At 67.0% G+C, this 19,068-nt stretch carries 23 protein-coding genes; 12 read left to right on the plus strand and 11 right to left on the minus strand.

The window, feature by feature from the left end:
- Positions 1-368 precede the first annotated feature (368 nt).
- The 3 genes from AC3RCC_RS24210 to AC3RCC_RS24220 form a co-directional block, all read right to left on the minus strand.
- Positions 369-1,613, minus strand: coding sequence for an amidase (locus AC3RCC_RS24210; RefSeq protein ID WP_492256858.1), 1,245 nt, complete (start codon positions 1,611-1,613; stop codon positions 369-371).
- A 163-nt stretch (positions 1,614-1,776) separates the two neighbouring features.
- Positions 1,777-2,559 carry an SDR family NAD(P)-dependent oxidoreductase gene (locus AC3RCC_RS24215; protein ID WP_291641289.1) on the minus strand — a complete coding sequence of 261 codons (783 nt, stop codon included), beginning with the start codon at positions 2,557-2,559 and terminating at the stop codon, positions 1,777-1,779.
- Positions 2,559-3,257: a hypothetical protein gene (locus tag AC3RCC_RS24220; protein WP_492256859.1), complete on the minus strand. Its 699-nt coding sequence runs from the start codon at positions 3,255-3,257 to the stop codon at positions 2,559-2,561. Before AC3RCC_RS24220 ends, AC3RCC_RS24215 begins: the two co-directional genes overlap by 1 nt.
- 118 nt (positions 3,258-3,375) lie before the next feature.
- On the opposite strand from AC3RCC_RS24220, the gene AC3RCC_RS24225 reads away from it, so the two are divergent.
- The 4 genes from AC3RCC_RS24225 (at position 3,376) to AC3RCC_RS24240 (ending at position 7,035) form a co-directional block, all read left to right on the plus strand.
- A complete protein-coding gene (locus tag AC3RCC_RS24225) occupies positions 3,376-4,224 on the plus strand; it encodes an IclR family transcriptional regulator (protein ID WP_492256860.1) in 849 nt (282 codons plus the stop codon).
- On the plus strand, positions 4,221-5,039 hold the full coding sequence (locus AC3RCC_RS24230) for an ABC transporter permease (RefSeq protein ID WP_291646559.1): 819 nt from the start codon (positions 4,221-4,223) through the stop codon (positions 5,037-5,039). Before AC3RCC_RS24225 ends, AC3RCC_RS24230 begins: the two co-directional genes overlap by 4 nt.
- A gap of 60 nt (positions 5,040-5,099) precedes the next feature.
- Positions 5,100-6,092: an ABC transporter substrate-binding protein gene (locus AC3RCC_RS24235; RefSeq protein ID WP_492256861.1), complete on the plus strand. Its 993-nt coding sequence runs from the start codon at positions 5,100-5,102 to the stop codon at positions 6,090-6,092.
- A 160-nt stretch (positions 6,093-6,252) separates the two neighbouring features.
- Positions 6,253-7,035, plus strand: coding sequence for an ABC transporter ATP-binding protein (locus AC3RCC_RS24240; RefSeq protein ID WP_492256862.1), 783 nt, complete (start codon positions 6,253-6,255; stop codon positions 7,033-7,035).
- Positions 7,036-7,137: 102 nt separating this feature from the next.
- On the opposite strand, the gene AC3RCC_RS24245 is transcribed toward AC3RCC_RS24240, so the two are convergent.
- The 3 genes from AC3RCC_RS24245 to AC3RCC_RS24255 form a co-directional block, all read right to left on the minus strand.
- On the minus strand, positions 7,138-8,067 hold the full coding sequence (locus AC3RCC_RS24245) for a dihydrodipicolinate synthase family protein (protein WP_492256863.1): 930 nt from the start codon (positions 8,065-8,067) through the stop codon (positions 7,138-7,140).
- A gap of 66 nt (positions 8,068-8,133) precedes the next feature.
- A complete protein-coding gene (locus AC3RCC_RS24250; protein WP_291639954.1) occupies positions 8,134-8,820 on the minus strand; it encodes a fumarylacetoacetate hydrolase family protein in 687 nt (228 codons plus the stop codon).
- A 186-nt stretch (positions 8,821-9,006) separates the two neighbouring features.
- The gene (locus AC3RCC_RS24255; protein WP_066478449.1) at positions 9,007-9,477 is read right to left on the minus strand and encodes an Lrp/AsnC family transcriptional regulator; all 471 of its coding nucleotides are present in this window, start codon (positions 9,475-9,477) and stop codon (positions 9,007-9,009) included.
- 155 nt (positions 9,478-9,632) lie between these two features.
- Here AC3RCC_RS24255 and AC3RCC_RS24260 point away from each other — a divergent pair, with 155 nt between their 5' ends.
- From AC3RCC_RS24260 to AC3RCC_RS24270, 3 genes are all read left to right on the plus strand, one after another.
- Positions 9,633-10,658 (plus strand): ABC transporter substrate-binding protein, encoded by a 1,026-nt coding sequence (locus AC3RCC_RS24260; protein ID WP_492256864.1) that lies wholly within the window; start codon positions 9,633-9,635, stop codon positions 10,656-10,658.
- 175 nt (positions 10,659-10,833) lie between these two features.
- The gene (locus tag AC3RCC_RS24265) at positions 10,834-11,586 is read left to right on the plus strand and encodes an ABC transporter permease (RefSeq protein WP_492256865.1); all 753 of its coding nucleotides are present in this window, start codon (positions 10,834-10,836) and stop codon (positions 11,584-11,586) included.
- Complete coding sequence (locus AC3RCC_RS24270) at positions 11,562-12,338, plus strand: ABC transporter ATP-binding protein (protein WP_492256866.1); 777 nt, start codon at positions 11,562-11,564, stop codon at positions 12,336-12,338. The genes AC3RCC_RS24265 and AC3RCC_RS24270 overlap by 25 nt, the downstream gene beginning before the upstream one ends.
- A 44-nt stretch (positions 12,339-12,382) precedes the next feature.
- Here AC3RCC_RS24270 and AC3RCC_RS24275 read toward each other — a convergent pair whose 3' ends face one another.
- Entirely contained in the window at positions 12,383-12,907 is a 525-nt protein-coding gene (locus tag AC3RCC_RS24275) for a DUF6428 family protein (RefSeq protein WP_492256867.1), read from the minus strand.
- Positions 12,908-12,953: 46 nt separating this feature from the next.
- Here AC3RCC_RS24275 and AC3RCC_RS24280 point away from each other — a divergent pair, with 46 nt between their 5' ends.
- The 5 genes from AC3RCC_RS24280 (at position 12,954) to AC3RCC_RS24300 (ending at position 16,234) form a co-directional block, all read left to right on the plus strand.
- Positions 12,954-13,301 (plus strand): ArsR/SmtB family transcription factor, encoded by a 348-nt coding sequence (locus tag AC3RCC_RS24280; protein ID WP_291639966.1) that lies wholly within the window; start codon positions 12,954-12,956, stop codon positions 13,299-13,301.
- Positions 13,298-13,996 carry an aquaporin gene (locus AC3RCC_RS24285; RefSeq protein ID WP_452116917.1) on the plus strand — a complete coding sequence of 233 codons (699 nt, stop codon included), beginning with the start codon at positions 13,298-13,300 and terminating at the stop codon, positions 13,994-13,996. The genes AC3RCC_RS24280 and AC3RCC_RS24285 overlap by 4 nt, the downstream gene beginning before the upstream one ends.
- Positions 13,993-14,412, plus strand: a complete 420-nt coding sequence (gene arsC / locus AC3RCC_RS24290; RefSeq protein ID WP_492256868.1) for an arsenate reductase (glutaredoxin) — start codon at positions 13,993-13,995, stop codon at positions 14,410-14,412. The genes AC3RCC_RS24285 and arsC overlap by 4 nt, the downstream gene beginning before the upstream one ends.
- Before the next feature lie 141 nt (positions 14,413-14,553).
- Positions 14,554-15,747, plus strand: coding sequence for an O-succinylhomoserine sulfhydrylase (metZ, locus tag AC3RCC_RS24295; protein WP_492256869.1), 1,194 nt, complete (start codon positions 14,554-14,556; stop codon positions 15,745-15,747).
- A gap of 121 nt (positions 15,748-15,868) precedes the next feature.
- Positions 15,869-16,234: a hypothetical protein gene (locus AC3RCC_RS24300; RefSeq protein WP_291639974.1), complete on the plus strand. Its 366-nt coding sequence runs from the start codon at positions 15,869-15,871 to the stop codon at positions 16,232-16,234.
- A gap of 6 nt (positions 16,235-16,240) precedes the next feature.
- Here AC3RCC_RS24300 and AC3RCC_RS24305 read toward each other — a convergent pair whose 3' ends face one another.
- The 4 genes from AC3RCC_RS24305 to fabB form a co-directional block, all read right to left on the minus strand.
- Complete coding sequence (locus AC3RCC_RS24305) at positions 16,241-16,486, minus strand: DUF2188 domain-containing protein (RefSeq protein WP_291639975.1); 246 nt, start codon at positions 16,484-16,486, stop codon at positions 16,241-16,243.
- A gap of 113 nt (positions 16,487-16,599) precedes the next feature.
- The gene (fabI, locus tag AC3RCC_RS24310; protein ID WP_291639977.1) at positions 16,600-17,433 is read right to left on the minus strand and encodes an enoyl-ACP reductase FabI; all 834 of its coding nucleotides are present in this window, start codon (positions 17,431-17,433) and stop codon (positions 16,600-16,602) included.
- A 93-nt stretch (positions 17,434-17,526) separates the two neighbouring features.
- On the minus strand, positions 17,527-17,799 hold the full coding sequence (locus tag AC3RCC_RS24315) for a DUF3303 domain-containing protein (RefSeq protein ID WP_291639979.1): 273 nt from the start codon (positions 17,797-17,799) through the stop codon (positions 17,527-17,529).
- 7 nt (positions 17,800-17,806) lie between these two features.
- The gene (gene fabB / locus AC3RCC_RS24320; protein WP_291639981.1) at positions 17,807-19,033 is read right to left on the minus strand and encodes a beta-ketoacyl-ACP synthase I; all 1,227 of its coding nucleotides are present in this window, start codon (positions 19,031-19,033) and stop codon (positions 17,807-17,809) included.
- Between the last annotated feature and the right edge of the window lie 35 nt (positions 19,034-19,068).

Here is a 19,068-nt window from a genome sequence, read left to right on the forward strand (position 1 = left end):
TCTGTCAGAACGCTCCGACCACGATCGCCAGAACGAGCAAAAACGCCGCTCCCATGGCCAACCGGTCGAGACTTAGCGCGAGGCTCATAGAACCCTCCTTTGTCACTGACCTGACATGGAAACTAGCAGAATCGCGGAGCGCCGCAAGCGGAAACGGCGCGAGAAGCCGAACCGTCCGAGAGCAATGACCTTAATCAAGCGTTAAAGCAATATCTCGCTTTGTATATAGTCAAGATAAAGACCATTCCCGCAGCGGGCATTAGTATTCGCAAGTTCTACTAACGCAGCCGACACCACCATTTCGCCAAAATTATTGCGATGCAATATTGTTCCAGACGGAACGGGCCGACCTTCCCGCCAACCTTCCGTCAGGCAGACGCCACGATCAGCCGCTCAAGTGCCTTGGCCACGGCGATCACCCGCGCATCCTCGCCGAAGCGACCAATGAGCTGGAAGGAGACCGGCAAGCCGCGCGGGCCGCGCAGCAGCGGCACGGTCACGCATGGCGTTCCCATCAGGGTCCAGAGCCGGTTGAAGCGGGAATCGCCGGTCGAGGCCAGCGTCGCCGGCGCCTCGCCCGGCGCGGCATAGGTCAGCATAGCATCGACTTCGCCGAGCCAGGCCTCGGTGAGATGGCGCCCACGCCGCGCGACGCGTCTCGCTTCGTCGTACTGGGCCGGCGTGGTCCGGCGCGCCTCGTCGAGATAGGCACGCAGCTTGGGCGGCAAGGCCTCGCGGTGATTGGCATATTCCCAGCCCAGAGCCTGGGTCGCCTCCCAGTCCTGCAAGGGCCCATGCGCCCGGAAGGCGTCGCCGAGCGCGGCCGGTGCAGCCAGATCGACGACGCTCGCGCCGGCCTGTCGCACCAGCGCCGCGATACGCTGCAGGGCCTGCTCGCAGGCCGGCTCCGGCGCCTCGGCGAATTCCTGGCGGTTGAGGCCGAGTCGGAGGCCCTGCAAGGAAGCCTCGGCGGCGTCGAGCTCCGGCCGGTCGGTCAGCGCCGCCAGGGCGAAGCCGAGATCGTCGGCGCTGGCCGCCATCAGCCCGAGTGTGTCGAGCGACCAGGAATAGGGCTTCACGCCGACTGTCGGCAGCAGGCCGTAGGAGGGTTTGATCGCCGCGGCACCGCAATAAGCGGCCGGGCGGATCACAGAGCCGCCGGTCTGGGTGCCGATCGCCAGGGGGATCAACCCGGCAGCGACCGCCGCGGCCGAGCCGGCCGAAGAGCCGCCGGGGCTCGCCGTCGGGTCATGCGGATTGCGGGTCGGAGCGGGATCGAGAAAGGCGAAGGCGGTCGTCTGGGTCTTGCCGGCGACGGTCGCACCGGCCGCCTTCAGCGCCATGACGATCGCGGCGTCGGCGCGCGGCTGCCAGCCTTCATAGATCGGCGAGCCCATTCCGGTCGGCAGATCGGCGGTGTCGATGATGTCCTTGACGCCGCAGGCGATGCCGGCGAGCGGACCTTCGCCCGGCACCAAGACCTGGGGGCGGCTGGCGAAGGCGCGCAATTCGCCATCACGCGCCTCGATACGGCGCTCGCTCTCGGCAAGGGCAGCCTGAGCCGAAATCTCGCCATTGGCGACGCGGCGGGCAATATCGCGAACCGAAAGCATGGCAGGTTCCTGGATGGCTTGACGGCCGCAGGATCGGGCCGGACCCGGGCATGCTGGCACGAAGCCGCCGGCTTGCGGTAGCCGGCAAAGCGCGGCCGTGCAGCAGCCTGGCGCATGGCCCCGCGCCGATGCGCCAGGCCATGAGAGCCTCAGATCGGGGCGCTCAGTAGCTCGCCCGCCCGCCCGAGAGATCGAAGATGCCGCCGGTCGAGAAGGAGCAATCGTCCGAGGAGAGCCAGAGCACCATGCGGGCGACCTCGTCGACCTCGACGAAACGGCCCATCGGAATGCGCGCCATGATCTCGGCCCGGCGCTCGGCGGAGATTTCCTTCGCCATCGCCGTCTCGGCCGCCGAGGGCGTCACCGCCGTGACCATGATACCGTCCGTCGCGGTGTCGCGGGCGACGCTCTTGGTCAGCGCGATCATCCCGGCCTTCGAGGCCGAATAGGCGCTGGCCATCGGCATGCCTTCCTTGCCCTGGATAGAGGCGATGTTGACGACATGGCCGCGCAGGGGATGACCGCCGGCATCGGGCGAGCGCGGCGCCTGGCGGCGCATCAGCCCGACCACCGAGCGGGTCACCAGATAGGTGCCGAACAGGTTGACCTGGAGCACGCGCTGGAAATTCTCGGGCGTCGTCTCCCAGATCGGCTTCACCTCGCCGAGCACGCCGGCATTGTTGACGAGAATGTCGATCCGGCCATGGCTGGCGAAGGCAGCTTGCGCCGCCTCCTCGACCGCCCCGGCCACCCTTATGTCGAGCTGGCGCCGGCTCACACGGCGGCCGAGATCGACGACAGCCTCGGTCAGCGCATTGGCATCCTGATCCCAGAGCTCGACGCTCGCCCCGGCGGCGAGAAGCGCCCGGGCGATGCCTCGCCCCAGCCCACCGGCGCCGCCGGTAACGATGGCGCAGCGGCCGGAAAGATCGTAGCGCACGCTCATCAGCCGGCACTCCACTGCGTCTTGGTACGGGTGATCTGGTGGCGGTAGAGGCCGAGCGTGAAAGGCGCCTCGCCGCCGAGCCCCGCGAGCCGGTCGGAGCCGAGCTCAGCCTTGGCCAGCGCGATGAAATCGGCCTCGTCGCCCCAGCCTTCCAGCAGCAGCACCCAGCGCGGCACGGCATTGGCGACGCCGCGCGCCTTCTGCTCGGCGGTGGCGACGCCGCTGGCCTGGGCATCGGCCGTCAGCAGGTGCAGACCCGCGACGCCCGGCCGGGCCAACAGATCGGGAATGAGACCGCGCAGCAGCGCGGCCTTGTGGCTTTCGGCAGCCTCGTCGGGCACGTCATAGCGCAGCGTCGCGATCAGGCCGCCCTGAGCCGGCCCGGCCGTGTGGGCGACACGGCAGATCGAGCGGGCGACCGAACGGAAATGCTTCACCGCCGACAGGGTCCAGGGCGTGGGCGCATTGACGCGAGCCGTGTAGTCCTGGCCCTTCAGGACCTCGACGGTCTGGGCCTCGTAGAGGTTGAAGAATTCGAGATCGGCCTCGATCGCGACATAGCGCCGGCCGCGCAGGAAGCCGGGAATCCCGACCCGCTCCGGCATGTGTTCCTGCCCGTGCCAGGCGTAGAAATCCGCCCTGCCCTCCGGCGCGATGTCGTGCCAGATCGCGACCGCCCCCTCACCCGCCAGACTCATCTTTCCTCCGTCAGGCTCTCTGCCGGGCGCGTTGACTCGGCCCGCTTCCGTCCGTATACGAAAATCAAATCCAAATTGGAAATCATTTCCAATTACAATATCGAACGGGACGGAACAGGTGACGATCGCTGCGGTCGAGCGCGCATTGAAGATGCTGGAAGCCCTGGCCGACGAGGCCGAGGGCGCCGATCTCAGCATGCTCGCCGAACGGCTCGGCCTGCCGGTCAGCGCGACGCATCGCCTGCTGGCGACGCTCGCCGAGCGCGGCCTGGTGGCACAGGATGCCAGCTCCGGCGCCTATGGGCTGACGCTGAAACTCGCCCAGCTCGCCTTTCGCAATCTCGACCGGCGCGGCCTGCCCGACGCCGGCCAACTGGTGCTCGACGAGCTCGCCCGCACCACCCGCGAATATTGTCGGCTCGCCGTCGTCGAAGGCGAGGATCTCGTCTGGATCGCCCGCGCCCAGGGCGCGACGGCCGGCCTGCGCTATGAACCGCCAATGGGCACCGACATCGTGCTGCACGCCACCGCGACCGGAAAAGCCTGGCTCACCAGCCTGCCGGAGGCGGAGGCGCTGCGCATCGTCTGCGCCCGCGGCTTCAAGGCGGAAGGACGCACCGGCCCCAACGCGCTGGGCGACGTCGATGCCTTGCGCGCCCATCTCGACGAGACCCGCAGGCGCGGCTTCGCGCTCGCCGTCGAGGAAGGCGAGATCGGCACCGTCGCCATGGCCGTGACCTTCCGCGCCGGCCCCGAGCCGGATGCCGCCATCGCCGGGACATTGAGCGTCGCCGGCCCGCTGCAGCGCATGCACGAAGCCAGGCGCGAAGAAATCGCCGCCGCCTTGCGGCACGCCGCCCAGGCCATGGCCGAAATCTGGCCGCTGCGGCGCCGACAGATCGCGCCGGCCGGAGCACAGGCACCACGCCTGGGCGCTACGGCACCGGCAACGGGAACAGCCGCATGAGCCAGGACAGCACCACCACCACTTCCGCTCCGGCACCGGCCACCACCGGCGGCGCGAAAGCCGGTGCACTGGCCTCCGCCATCGCCTGGCCGCTGGCGAGCTTCGCCGTTCTGCTGCTCGCCTGGCAATGGTTCGTGCCGGCCGCCGGCATCCCGGAATACATCCTCCCCGTCCCGAGCGCCTTCTTCGAGCGTCTCTGGACCGACCGCGCCCTGATCTTCCAGCACACGCTGGTCACGGCGAACGAGATCGTGCTCGGCTTCCTGATGGCGGCGGCGATCTCGATCCCGCTCGGCTACGTCATCGTCTCGGTGAAGCTGCTCGAGAAGGCGATCTACCCGGTGATCGTCTTTTTCCAGCTGGTGCCGAAGATCGCGATCGCGCCGCTCTTCGTGGTCTGGTTCGGCTTCGGCCTGTTCCCGAAGGTGCTGCTCACCTTCCTGCTCTGCTTCTTCCCGACGCTGGTCGCCAGCATGACGGGCTTCCGGGCGCTGGACGAGCGCGTGCTCTACCTGACCCGCTCGATGGGCGCCTCGGCCTGGCAGACCTTCCGCTATGTCCGGGTGCCGGCAGCGCTGACCTACATCTTCTCCGGCCTCAAGGTCTCCGCGGTGTTCGCGGCGACCGGCGCCATCGTCGGCGAGTTCGTCGGCGCCAATGCCGGGCTCGGCTATCTCCTGCTGCGCGGGACCAGTTTCCTCGACATGCCGCTGATCTTCGCCTGCCTGGTGGCGCTGAGCTTCGTCGGCATCCTGTTCAGCTATCTCGTCGACGGGCTCGAAGTGCTGCTGATGCCGTGGCAGCGTAAAGGCTGAAGGCTAAGGGAACACGACCATCAAACCGGGCAAACCGGAACCATAAGGGAGGATAGGATCATGCTCAGAAGGACCTTACTCACCGCCGCCGCCGTGCTGGCGCTCGGCACCACGGGCGCGCTCGCCCAGGCCGGCGGCAAGCCGATGAAGATCACGCTGAACTTCCTCGCCGCCGCGCCGAATGCCGGCTTCATGATGGCCAAGCAGATGGGCCTCTATGAGAAGGCCGGGATCAATCTGACGATCGAGGAAGGCAAGGGCTCGGGCACGACGGCGCAGATGGTCGCGACCGGGCAGAGCGATGTCGGCTTCGCCGATGCGCCGGCCGCGATGCAGCTGCGCACCAAGGGCGCGCCGGTGAAGATCGTCGCCCCCGTGCTGCAGACCAACGGCTTCGCCATCATCTCGCTCGAAGATAGCGGCATCGCCTCGCCCAAGGACCTGGTCGGCAAGAAGCTCGCGGTCCAGCCCGGCACGGCGCAGACGATCCTGCTCGACGCCATCCTCGCCTCGAACCAGATCGACAAGAGCAAGGTCGACGTCATCAACATCGATCCCGGCGCCTTCGTCGGCGCGCTGCTCGAGAAGAAGGTCGACGCGATCCTGGGTGGCGCCGATTTCCACTCGATCCAGATCCGCGAGCGCGGCTTCAAGGTGCGCGACATGTTCTACCGCGATGTCGGCGTGCCGACGGTCGGCCTCTCGATCATCGCGCGCGACGACAAGATCAAGGCCGATGCGGACCTCTACAAAAAGTTCATCGAGGCGAGCCTGCAGGGCTGGGACGCCGCCCGCAAGAACCCGGATGCCGCCGCGGACGCGGTCGTCGCGCAGTTCCCCGCGGTGAAGAAGGCGCAGGTGCTGGCCCAGTTCGAGGTGGTCAACAAGCTGCTCTGCGCTCCCGGCGCGACCGCGCTCGGCAAGGTGCCGGAGAAGAACTGGAACACCAGCTTCGAGCTGCTGACCCAGTATCTCGGCCTGCCCAAGGACAAGCCGATCACCGACTACTACACCACCGAGCTGCTGCCGGCCTCGCCGCCGGCCTGCTCTTAGGCCGCACGAAGCATCACCGGAACCGCGCCGTCATTCCGGCCGCAGCGCAGCGGAGCGCCGGAATCCACCGTAGAGCATGACGCCTTTCGATGGATTCCGGGTCTACGCCGCTTCGCGGCTTGCCCGGAATGACGGATCGGTTCTCGACTGGGAACGAAAAATGACCGCCACAGCCGCTTCCGCCGCCGCCTCGATCGAGGGGCGCGGCATCGTCAAGACCTTCGGCGGCTTCACCGCCGTCGACGGGCTGACGCTCGACATCAGGAGCGGCGAGTTCGTCAGCCTGATCGGTCCATCCGGCTGCGGCAAGAGCACCTTCATGCTGATGGCGGCCGGGTTGATCCCGACCAGCAGCGGCGAACTCCTGGTCAACGGCAAGCCCCTGCGCGAGCCCCTGACCGATATCGGCATCGTCTTCCAGGACCATCTCCTGCTGGAATTCAGGACGGCGCTGGAGAACGTCATGCTCCAGGCCGAGATCCGCGGCCTGCCGCTCGCGCCGGCGAAGGAACGGGCGCTCGATCTCTTCAAGAAGCTCGGCATCAGCCATGCGGTCGATCGTTACCCGAAGCAGCTCTCGGGCGGCATGCGCCAGCGCGTCTCGATCGCCCGCGCGCTGATCCACGACCCGTCCGTGCTGATGATGGACGAACCCTTCGGCGCGCTCGACGCGATCACGCGCACCCAGATCCGGCACGACCTCGAAATGCTCTGGCTGGAGCAGGCCAAGACCGTGGTCTTCATCACCCATTCGATCGACGAGGCGATCGGCCTGTCGGACCGGGTGCTGGTGATGTCGCCGACGCCGGGGCGGATCGTCGACGAGATCAAGATCGAGCTGCCGCGGCCGCGCCCGGCCCATCTCGGCGATTATCCGAGCTTCAACACCTACGCCGACCGCATCCACGACGCCTTCCGGCGCTTCGGCGTGATCAAGTACTGAGACATCCGCGCCCGGCCGCAGCGGGGCGCCAAGCAAAAACGGCGCTCCGGCTTCGACCGGAGCGCCGCCATGTTGCGTCGCGGAAAGCCTTGCCGGGCGGACTCAGAGCTCGGCGCGCGGATCGTGCCTGGCGAGGCGGGCGAGCAGGTAATCGACCTCGGCCTTGGCCGCAGCGGACAGGGCCGAGCCCGGCTTGCGCTGCGCGTCATGGGCGAGGATGCCGCGCTTCATCATGGTGTATTTGCGCACCGCAAGGCCGACGCCCTGCTGTTGCTCGTAGCGCATCAGCGGCAGATGCGCGTCGAAGATGTCATGCGCCTCGTCGCGCTTGCCGGCCTTGCTCAGCCTGACGACGTCGATCAGCAGCTCCGGGAAGGCATAGCCGGTATTGGCACCGTCGACACCGCGCTCCATCTCGAAATCGAGAAAGATGCCACCATTGCCGGTGACGATCGAGACATGGCGCAGGCTGCCCTCGGCCTCGAACTTGCGCAGCGCCGAAATCTTCTCAAGCCCCGGCCAATCCTCGTGCTTCAGCATCACGCAGGAGGGGTTGTCCTGGATGATCTTGCGGATGACGGCGGGCGTCATCACCACCGAGAGCGTCAGCGGATAGTCCTGGATGACGAAGGGGATGTCAGTGCCGATCGCCTCGACAGCCTGGGCGTAATAGCCGGTGATCTGGTCATCGGTGCGCAGGCTCGGCGGCGGCGCGATCATCACGCCGCCGGCGCCGAGGTCCATGACCTGGCGGGCGAGCGAGCGCATCGCCGCGAAGCCCGGAGCCGAAACGCCGACGATGATCGGCTTGCCGCCCATCTTGGCGACGGCTCGCTTGACGAGGCCGACCGATTCCTCCGGCTCGAGCTTGGGCGCCTCGCCCATGATGCCGAGCACGGTGACGCCGTCCGAGCCGATATCGGAATAGAACTCGAAGAGCTTGTCGGCCGAGTTCCAGTCGACAGTGCCGTCGGGCATGAACGGGGTCGGGGCGATCGGGAAGACGCCGCCGGCTTCGGGAGTCAGACGCATGTTCGATCCTACCTATTCACGATAATCGCGGAGCGGCCGCAAGGGCGGCCGGCTGAGGCCGAAACTTCAGACGATGCGGGTGCGGACGCTGCCGACGCCGGCGATGGAGCCTTCCAGCAGATCGCCCTTCACCACCGCGGCGACGCCTTCCGGCGTTCCGGTCAGGATCAAATCGCCGGGCGCGAGCTCGATCAGACCGGAGAGATAGGCGATGGTCTCGGGCACGTTCCAGATCTGCTTGGCGAGATCGGAACTCTGGCGGACCTTGCCGTTGACCTTGAGCTCGATCAGTCCGGCATCGGGATGGCCTGCCCTGGCCGCCGGCACGATCTCGCCGATCGGCGCCGAGAGGTCGAAGCCCTTGGCCATGTCCCAGGGCCGGCCGGCCTTCTTGGCGGCGGCCTGCAGGTCGCGACGCGTCATATCGAGGCCGGCGGCATAGCCATAGACATGGCCGAGCGCATCGGCCTCGGCGATGTCCTTGCCACCCTTCCCGATCGCGACGACGAGCTCCATCTCGTGGTGCAGATCGGCGGTCTTGGTCGGATAGGGCATATCGGCGCCAGCGATCAGGAGCGCATCGGCCGGCTTGGTGAAGAAGAAGGGTTCCTCGCGATCGGGATCGCCGCCCATCTCGCGGGTGTGCTCGGCGTAGTTGCGCCCGACGCAGAAGATGCGGCGCACCGGGAAGAGCCCGCCGCCGGCGACCGGGGCAGCGGCAACCTTCGGCGGGTCGATGACATAGCTGGACATGGCGCGCCTCGTTCGAGAAATCCAGAGCGTTCATGCGGGAGCAAGCCGGCTTCGGCAAGGCCCATCGCAGGCGGGACCGGCCTGCAATGCCGGCATTCCCGGCAAGCCTCCTCTCCCCAGCCCTCATCCTGAGGAGCAAGCGGAGCGCTCCTCAGGATGAGGGTAAGTGTCAGGCCGAAGCGTCGATCACGACGCCTTCGGCAGGTCCGGCACCTTATAGGCGGTGGTCGCCTTGATCCGCTCCATGGCGAAGCGCGAGGTGACGTTCTTCAGCGGGATCGTCTCGATCAGCTTCTTGTAGAAGCCGTCATAGGCGGCCATGTCGGCGACGACGACGCGCAGCATGTAGTCGACATCGCCGGCCATGCGGTAGAATTCCATCACCTCCGGCATCGCCGCGACGCTCTGGGCGAACTTCTCCAGCCAGGGGCCGGAATGGTCGGCCGTCTCGATCTGGACGAAGACGGTCAGCCCGAGCCCGATCCGCTCCGGAGCCACCAGCGCGACGCGCTTGGTGATGACGCCGGACTGCTCCAGGCGCTGGATGCGCTTCCAGCACGGTGTCTGCGACAGGCCGACACGGTCGGCGAGCTCCGCGATCGAGATGTTGGCGTCCGCCTGCAGGACGGTGAGAATCTTCCGGTCGATCGCGTCCATTCCATAGATCCTTGGATTTCGAGACAAATTATTTCTCTGAACCGGTATCGTTAGAAGGAATTTCTTTTTCCCGGCAAGTTATTGTCATTAGATAGAAAATCCTTTTATCAAACGTCAATAGGCTGAGATACACACGCTGATCGAGGGATTAAGCCATGGACCGCCGCCAGTTCCTGCTCGCCGGCTCTTCGCTGCTCGCCGCCACGCCTTTCGCCGGCGTCCGCGCGCAGGCGCCGGTTGCCGCCCGCATCGGCTACATCCCGATCATCGGCACCGCGCCGATCTTCGTCGCCAATGGCGAGGGCTGGCTGAAACAGGCCGGGATCGAGTCCGCCTTCACCGTGTTCGAATCCGGTCCGAACATGATCCAGGCGCTCGCCTCGGGCACGATCGACCTTTACGTCGCCGGCGTCGCGCCGCTTGCCGTCGCCCGCTCGCGCGGCGTCGACATCCGTGTCGTCGCCTCGACCGCGACCGGTGAGAACGTCTTCGTCGCGGCCCCCGCGCTGGCGAAATTCTTCACGGCGGGCACGGCCGCAGCGGCCGCCTTCAAGGCGCACAAGGCCGCGACCGGCAAGGTCGCGCGGCTCGCCACGCAGCCGGCCGGCTCGGTGCCGAACACCGTGCTGCAATACTGGCTCTGGGAGGTCGCGAAGGCCGACAAGGCCGATGTCGAGATCGTGCCGATGGGTATCGACGCGACGCAGCAGGCGGTGCTCGCCGGCGCCGTCGAGGGCGCGATCGTGCGCGAGCCGGCCCTGACCATCGTCCAGACCCGCAATCCCGGCATCAAGCTGATCGCCGGCGGCGAGGAACTCTTCCCGGGCCAGCCCGGCACGGTCGTCGCCGCCTCCGGCAATTTCGTCACCAAGAACCCCGACGCGGTCCAGAAGCTGGTCAACGGCCTCGTCCGCGCCGCCGACCTGCTCGCCAAGTCGCCGGACAAGGCCGCCCCCCATGTCGGCGCCGCGCTCGGCAAGGGTATCGTCGACCCCGCCTTGATCCAGAAGGCGCTGGTCTCCCCAGCCAGCAAGTTCGAGATCGATCCGCGCAAGATCATTGCACCGGCGCGGGCCATGCAGGCCTATCAGGTCAAGCTTGGCTCGCTGGAGAAGGAGCTGCCCTTCGACGGCCTGTTCGAGACGCAGTTCTACGAGCGGGCGCTCAAGGCGGCCGGCTGACGGCGATCGCCCGCCCACACAAGCACGCGACGCACCCTCATTCCGGACGAGCCGCGAAGCGGCTCAGCTCCGGAATCCATCGTAGAGCGCAACTCCCTTCGATGGATTCCGGCACTCCGCTTCGCTGCGGCCGGAATGACGGCGGGTTGTGCCAACGCCCCCCAGAGGAACGATCTTGCAGTCATTGCGGGCCCCGGCCCTAGCCCTGACGGGCCTCGTCGCCTTCCTGCTGCTGTGGGAGGCGATCCCCTTTTTCGGCATCGTCAACCCGGCCTTCCTGCCCGGGCCGAGCGCGCTGCCGGCCGCCTTCCTGCGCGAGGTCCAGTCGGGCGCCTGGCTGTCGGCGATCGCCGGCTCGCTCGGGCACTATTTCATCGGGCTCGGCACCGGCGCCGGCCTCGGCATCGCGCTCGGCGTGCTGACCGGCATGTCGAAGATCGCCGAGGAGCTGAGTTCCTGGGTGGTGCGCCTGCTGCGGCCGATCCCCGGTCTCGCCTGGGTCCCGTTCGCGATCATCTGGTTCGGCGTCAACCCGCAGGCAGCGGTGTTCATCATCGCGATCGGCGTATTCTGGATCGTGTTCTTCGCGGCACAGGGCGCGATCCGCGGCGTCGACCGCGACCTGATCGAGGTCGCCGACGCCTTCGGCTTCCATTCGGCGTGGCAGCGCCTCACCAAGATTCTGCTACCGGCGGCGATGCCCGGCATCCTGGTCGGCGTGCGCACCGCGCTCGGCCAGGCCTGGATGGCGGTGGTCGCGGCCGAGATCTTCGGCGTCGCCGGGGTCGGCCAGCGCATGATGCAGGCTTCGAGCCTGCTCGCGACCGATCTCGTGGTGATCTACATGCTGACGATGGCTGCTCTTTACGGGCTGCTCGACACGGCCTTCGTCGCCTTCCAGAAATGGGTGCTGCGTTGGAAAGCGTGATCGACATCAAGGGCCTGTCGCTGACCTTCACCCGCGACGGCGAGGCGACGGAGGTGCTGCGCAAGCTCGACCTTCAGGTCGCGCGCGGCGAATTCCTGGCGATCGTCGGCCCTTCCGGCGTCGGCAAGTCGACGCTGCTGCGCGTCATCGCCGGCCTCGTCAAGCCGAGCGGCGGCGAGGTGACGATCCACGCGAAGGACAATTCGCGCCGGCCGGTCGCCCTGGTCTTCCAGGATTCGCGCCTGCTGCCCTGGCGCAAGGTGATCTCGAATGTCGGCTTCGGTCTCGAAGGCCGGGCATCGCGGGGCGAGCGCCTCGCCAAGGCGCAGGAGACGCTGGATCTCGTCGGCCTCGGCAGCCTCGCCCAGCGCTGGCCGCACCAGCTCTCCGGCGGCCAGCGCCAGCGCGTCTCGCTGGCCCGTGCGCTCGCGGTCGAGCCCGAGATCCTCCTGATGGACGAGCCCTTCTCGGCGCTGGATGCGCTGACCCGCGAGACGCTGCAGGACGAGTTGATCCGCGTCTGGCAGCGCACCGGCAAGACCGTGCTCTTCGTCACCCACGACATCGACGAGGCCGCCTATCTCGCGGACCGGGTCGTGGTGCTCTCCGGCGCGCCCGGCCAGATCATCGCCGAGCACCGGATTTCGGCGCCGCATCCGCGCCGGCGCGGAGCGGCAGCGGAAGCCGAGATCGTCCGCGCGGTCCGCGTCGATCTCGGCGCCGATACGGTGAGCGACGGCGCGGCGATCTGAGCCCGCCCCGCACGGAACGGCGGCGCCGGCTCCGGCGCAGTCGATCAGCAGCAGCCCGCCTGCGATGATGCCGGCGCACAGCATGCCGGGCTGGTGGCTTGGCGCGCTACGCGGTGACGCGGCTTGCAGATGGCCGATCGCGCCATGAGCCGCAGGAGGACGTGACCCTGCTGCGGCGCGAGCGCAGCGAGATCGAAGATCCGCATCGGCTCGTCCGGCCTGCCAACTTCGAAAGTCAGGCGGGCATCCGCCGCCAATGCGATTCGCGCCGCGACGCGGTCGAGGATCGACCGGAATTTTCCGACCAGCATGCAGCCGTCGCCATCACTCGCCGGCAGGTCCTCGATCTGGAGGATCGTCTCCTGCCAGCGGTCGGGATTTCCGCCACAGTCGAGCGTGACGAAAGCCCCTGCCTTGACCTCGGTCAGGTGATAGCCGGGCTGGATCGTCCGCCCGGCATAGTCGAACAGCAGGGGCAGGGCCGCATAGGGTTCGAGAGCATCGAGAAGCGTCCCGAGCAGGGCATCGCCCTGAAAATCCACCGGCGAGGGGCTGGCTTCGATCGGCATCTTCGGCTACTTTCATTTCAATCTCTATTGAGATGTTGAGATGAAAATGACGGAAGCGCAAGCCCTCGCCGCCTTTTCGGCCCTCTCGCAGGAAACCAGACTGCGCATCGTCCGACTGCTGGTGACGGCGGGGCCGGACGGGCTCGCCGCCGGCGCGATCGGCGAGACGGTCGGCGCCTCCTCGTCGCGGCTTTCCTTCCACCTCAGCCATCTCGAGCAGGCAGGCCTGGTCCAGTCGCGCCGCGAGGCGCGTTCGATCATCTACAGCGTGGCTTATCCGGCGCTGTCGGGCCTCGTCGCTTTCCTGATGCGTGATTGCTGCCAGGGTCATCCCGCGATCTGCGGTCCAGCGGTCGCCGCGCTGGCCGATTGCTGCGCGGCCGGATCGCCATGAGCAGCGCTTTGCCCCAGCGCCTCGCGGCCGAATCCATCGGCACAGCCTTCCTGGTCGCGACCGTCGTCGGCTCCGGCATCATGGCGGACACGCTCGCCCGCGACCCGGCGCTGACCCTGCTCGCCAACACGCTGGCGACCGGGGCGATGCTCGTCGTGCTCATCACCGTGCTCGGGCCGGTCTCGGGCGCACATTTCAACCCGGCGATCAGCCTGATCCTTGCGCTCAGAGGCGAGTTGCCGCGCCGGGATGCCGGGCTCTACATGCTCGTCCAGACGGTCGGCGGCATCGCCGGAACCCTGGTCGCGCATGCGATGTTCGCACTGCCGTTGCTGCACGCCTCTTCCAGGATCAGAACCGGCGGCGAGCAATGGCTCTCAGAAGGGCTCGCAACCTTTGGGCTCGCAGCGACCATCCTCGCCGGGCTGCGCTTCGAACGGAGCGCCGTCCCCTGGCTGGTCGGCCTCTACATCGCAGCGGCCTACTGGTTCACCGCCTCGACCTCCTTCGCCAACCCGGCGGTCGCGATCGCACGATCGCTGACCGACACATTCGCCGGAATCCGGGCCATCGACCTGCCGGGCTTCATCCTGGCCGAATTGGCAGGCGCGCTCTGCGCATTGGCCGCGATGACATGGTTGTTGTCAGCGCGCACAGACAATACCGAAATCCGAGCCGCCGAGGGACGACCATGACCATCACGATCTTCCACAACCCGGCTTGCGGCACCTCCCGCAACACGCTCGCCATGATCCGAAAGAGCGGCGAAGACCCCGTCATCGTCGAGTATCTCAAGACACCGCCAGATCGCGCCCGGCTCATCGAACTGATCGAGGCCATGGGGATCGGCGCGCGGGGGCTGCTGCGTGAAAAGGGCACGCCCTATGCCGAGCTCGATCTCGGCAATGCGAAATGGACGGATGACGAACTGGTCGATTTCATGCTGGCGCACCCGATCCTGATCAACCGTCCCATCGTCGAGACGCCGAAGGGAACCAGGCTCTGCCGGCCTTCGGAAGAGGTGCTGCAGATCTTGCCGAACCCGCAGATCGGACCGTTCATCAAGGAGGATGGCGAACTGGTCGTTCCCTCCAGCAGCCCGCGACGCTGAGGCGTGGCACAGCCCATCTCGTAATCCTGACACAGCACGGCCGGCGGCAGTCCCTAGAAGGGAAAAACGTTCGCCTTTACGAACACAATCGACGGTGATATTCGCTTCGTCCGTTATAACGAACGAAACGGATGACGGGTCATGAGCATCGAAGCGGCGGACACATCAGCTCTGCACCCTGAAACCCGACTGGTCCATGCCGGCACGCTGCGCTCGCAGTTCGGCGAGACCTCAGAGGCGCTGTTCCTGACGCAGGGCCATGTCTACGACAGCGCCGAACAGAGCGAGGGCCGCTTCCTCAACACCGATCCCGGCTTCCAGTACGGACGCCTGTCCAATCCCACCGTCGCCATGCTGGAGCAGCGCATGGCCGCCTTCGAGGGTGCCGAGACCTGCCGCGCCACCGCGACCGGCATGGCCGCCGTCACCGCGGCCGTGATGGCGCCGGTGCGCGCCGGCGACCATGTCGTTGCGGCGCGGGCGCTGTTCGGCTCCTGTCGCTACGTCATCGAGGATCACCTGCCGCGCTACGGCGTCGAGTCGAGCCTGGTCGATGGCACCGACCCTTCCGCCTGGCGTGCCGCGATCAAGCCCAACACCAAGCTGTTCTTCCTGGAGAGCCCGGCCAATCCGACGCTGGAGGTGATCGACATCGCCGCCGTCGCCGCGATCGCCAAAGAGGCCGGCATCATCCTCGTGGTCGACAATGTCTTCGCCACGCCGCTTTTCCAGCGCCCGCTCGAACTCGGCGCCGATCTGGTGGTCTATTCCGCGACCAAACACATCGACGGTCAGGGCCGCTGCCTGGGCGGGCTCATCCTCGGCGCGAAGGCGCTGATCGAGGGCGATATCCAGACCTATCTGCGCCAGACCGGCCCGGCCTTGTCGCCCTTCAATGCCTGGGTGATGCTGAAGGCGCTGGAGACGCTGCCACTGCGCATCCGCCAGCAGGCGCAGAATGCGGCAGCGGTCGCCAAATGGCTGAAGAGCCGCAAGGAACTCCCGCATGTCGCCTTCATCGGCAACCCCGAGCATCCGCAAGCCGAGATCATCGCCCGGCAGATGAGCGGTCCCTCGACGCTGATCGCCTTCGAGGTTGCCGACGGCAAGCAAGGCGCCTTCCGCTTCCTCAACAGGCTCAGGCTGATCCGCATCTCCAACAATCTCGGCGACGCCAAGAGCCTGATCGTCCACCCGGCGACGACGACGCATCAGCGCTTCACGCCGGAAGTGCGCGCCAGCATGGGGGTCGGCGATGGGCTGATCCGCCTCTCGATCGGCCTCGAGCACGCCGACGACCTGATCGCCGATCTCCAGCAGGCGCTGGGCGGCTGAATTCGGGGCCGGCGCCCGTCATTCCGGCCGCAGCGACGCTCGCCTGGAACGATGAGCGCCGCGGGAGAATTGAACCCGGCAGACCGATCCGCGTTGAACCTCGACAGCAACCGAGGTTCACATGCTCCGACACATCGCCTGCGCGACCGCGCTGCTCGCTTTTCTCGCCGCCCCTGCTCTGGCGCAGAACGCCTCGCCGGCCTCGCCCGCGCCGGTCGAGAAGCCGGCATCGCCCGAGCTCGCGGCCTGCAAGTCGACGGCGATGGTGGCGATCACCGCGCGCGAGCCCGAGATCAAGGACATCGTGATCGATGAGGACGGGCTGACGATCGCGACCTCGGAAACCAAGGTCGAGGATACGCGGATCACGCGCATCATCATGGGCGAGGCCTATCTGAAGACCGATCGCTCCGACAAGCCGCGCCGCTTCCTCTGCCTGCTCGGCGAGAAGGGCAAGGTGCTGCTGACCTTCTTCACCCAGAACTGAGAGGGCTCAGGGCTCGTCGACGACGCGCGTTCCCGGCCGGTCGCGTCCGTCAGCGAGCTCCTCATGCCATCGGCCATCGGCGTCCTGGTAGACGATGCCGTCGGTGGTGCCAGGCCGCTTCTGCCGGGCCGCCGCCTTCTCGGCCGCCTTCAGCGCAGCATCATGCGTCCGGTACGTCTCGGAGAGCGCCCCGCCTGCCTTATAGGCCCAGCCGCCATCGTGCTGGACGACCTCGTATTTGACGATGACCATGAGCATTCTCCATCGCTCACAGGTCGAACCGCCGCGGCCGCGTCGGGTTCCACCATGAGCGAGGATAACGCCGTCAGGCCGATCGAGGGAAGGGCCGCGCTCCGCCGCCCGACCTATTCGCCATTGCCGGAATCGGCGGCGCGCAACCCGTCGAGCACCGGCATCGAGGTGATGTTGTAGCCGGCATCGACATGATGGATGTCGCCGGTGACGCCACCCGAAAGATCGGAAAGATAATACAGCGCGGCGCCGCCGATATCCTCGAGCGACACCGATTTGCGCAGCGGCGAATTGGCCCGCTGCCAGGAGTACATCGCACGGGCGTCGGAGATGCCGGCGCCGGCGAGCGTGCGCACAGGTCCGGGCGAGAGCGCGTTGACGCGGATGCCGCGCGGGCCGTAATCGGCCGCGAGATAGCGCATGCTCGCCTCGAGCGCCGCCTTGGCGACGCCCATGACATTGTAGTTCGGCATCACGCGGGTCGAGCCGCCATAGGTCAGCGTGATCATGCTGCCGCCCAGCGGCATACGCTCGGCGGCGCGCTTGGCTGCCTCCGTGAAGGAGAAGCAGGAGATCACCATGGTGCGCGAGAAATTCTCGCGGCTGGTGTCGGCATAGAGGCCCTTGAGCTCGTTCTTGTCGGAGAAGCCGATGGCGTGGATCAGGAAATCGAGCGTGTTGCGCTCGGGATCGCCGCCCCAGGCCTCGTCCAGCGCCGCGAAGGTCGCGTCGACCGAAGCGATGTCCTCGACATCGCAGGGAATGATCAGCTTCGAGCCGATGCTCTCGGCGAGCGGCTTGACGCGCTTGCCCAGCGCCTCGCCCTGATAGGTGAAGGCCATCTCGGCACCATGGGCGTGCAAGGTGCGGGCGATGCCCCAGGCGATCGAATTCTGGTTGGCGACGCCCATGACGAGGCCGCGCTTGTTGTGCATCAAGGGAAGCATGGGGTTCCGGTCTGGCTGCGATCAATTGCCGCTCATAGCGGCATTTTCACCGCCCCGGAAGCCCGGAGCGGATCAGGCGCCTCGCGGCGCCGCTCAGGTCTGCCCGCTCAGGGCTGCGGCGGTCGCCTTCGAGGTCGCGAGCGGCACGATCTCGAAACGGACGAGATCGCCCCAGGCAAGCACCCATTGCTGCAGCAAGGTGATGTCGTCGCATTCCATGACCTGGAAGCAACGTGAAAGATCGGCTGCGACCCAGCTGTCGACGTAGCGCAGCCCGTCCGGTGCCATCCGGCCCCGCTCGGCGAACCGAGCGTAGACATCCTTCACGCGCCCCTGATCGAAATGCTCGATCACCATGAACAGCATGGCGGGCTCAGGCCTCCAGGCGCTTCATCACGATGGTGGCGTTGGTGCCGCCGAAGCCGAACGAGTTGGAGAGCACGCAGCCGAGGCCGGCATTGTCGATGCGCTTGCGCACGATCGGCATGTCGGCAAAGGCCGGGTCGAGCTCGTCGATATGAGCGCTCTCGCAGATGAAGTCGTTGTTCAGCATCAGCAGCGAGTAGATCGCCTCCTGCACGCCGGTGGCGCCGAGCGAATGGCCAGTCAACGACTTGGTCGCGGAGATCGGCGGGCTCTTCTCGCCGGCGCCGAAAACCTCGCGGATCGCCTCGATCTCCTTGCCGTCGCCGACCGGGGTCGAGGTGCCGTGCGGGTTGATGTAGTCGACCTTGGCGTTGACGCCCTGCAGCGCCATGCGCATGCAGCGCACCGCGCCCTCGCCGGACGGAGCGACCATGTCGTAGCCGTCGGAGGTCGCGCCATAGCCGACGATCTCGCCATAGATCTTGGCGCCGCGGGCCTTGGCGTGCTCGAGTTCCTCGAGCACCAGCACGCCGGCACCGCCGGCGATCACGAAGCCGTCGCGGTTGACGTCATAGGCGCGCGAGGCCCGGGCGGCGGTCTCGTTGAAATTGGACGACATCGCGCCCATCGCGTCGAACAGCACCGACAGCGTCCAGTCGAGCTCCTCGCAGCCGCCGGCGAAGACGACGTCCTGCTTGCCCCACTGGATCAGCTCGTAGGCATTGCCGATGCAATGGTTCGAGGTCGCGCAGGCGGAGGAGATCGAATAGTTCACGCCCTTGATCTTGAACCAGGTCGCGAGCGTCGCGGACGCGGTCGAGGACATGCCCTTGGGCACCGCGAAGGGGCCGACCTTCTTGGACGAGCCGCTCTCGCACGCCTTGTCATAGGCATCGATCAGGGCACGGGTGGAGGGACCGCCGGAGCCCATGACGATGCCGGTGCGCTCATGGCTGATCTCCGCAGCCTCGAGCCCGGAATCGAGGATCGCCTGGTCCATGGCGACATGGTTCCAGGCCGTGCCGCCGCCATGGAAGCGCATGGCGCGGCGGTCGACGACATCGGCGGCGACGAGCGTCGGCACGCCGGCGACACGGCTGCGGAAGCCGTGCTTCTCGAAATCCGGAATATAGGAGATGCCGGACTTGGCCTCGCGCAGCGAAGCCAGCACTTCCTGCGTATTGTTGCCGATGGACGAGACGATGCCCATCCCGGTGACCACAACGCGTCTCATGCTGTTTCTCCGGCTCTTTGGTGACGGGCCGGGAA

It is taken from the genome of Allobosea sp. GW823-FHT01F03 (assembly GCF_058798075.1).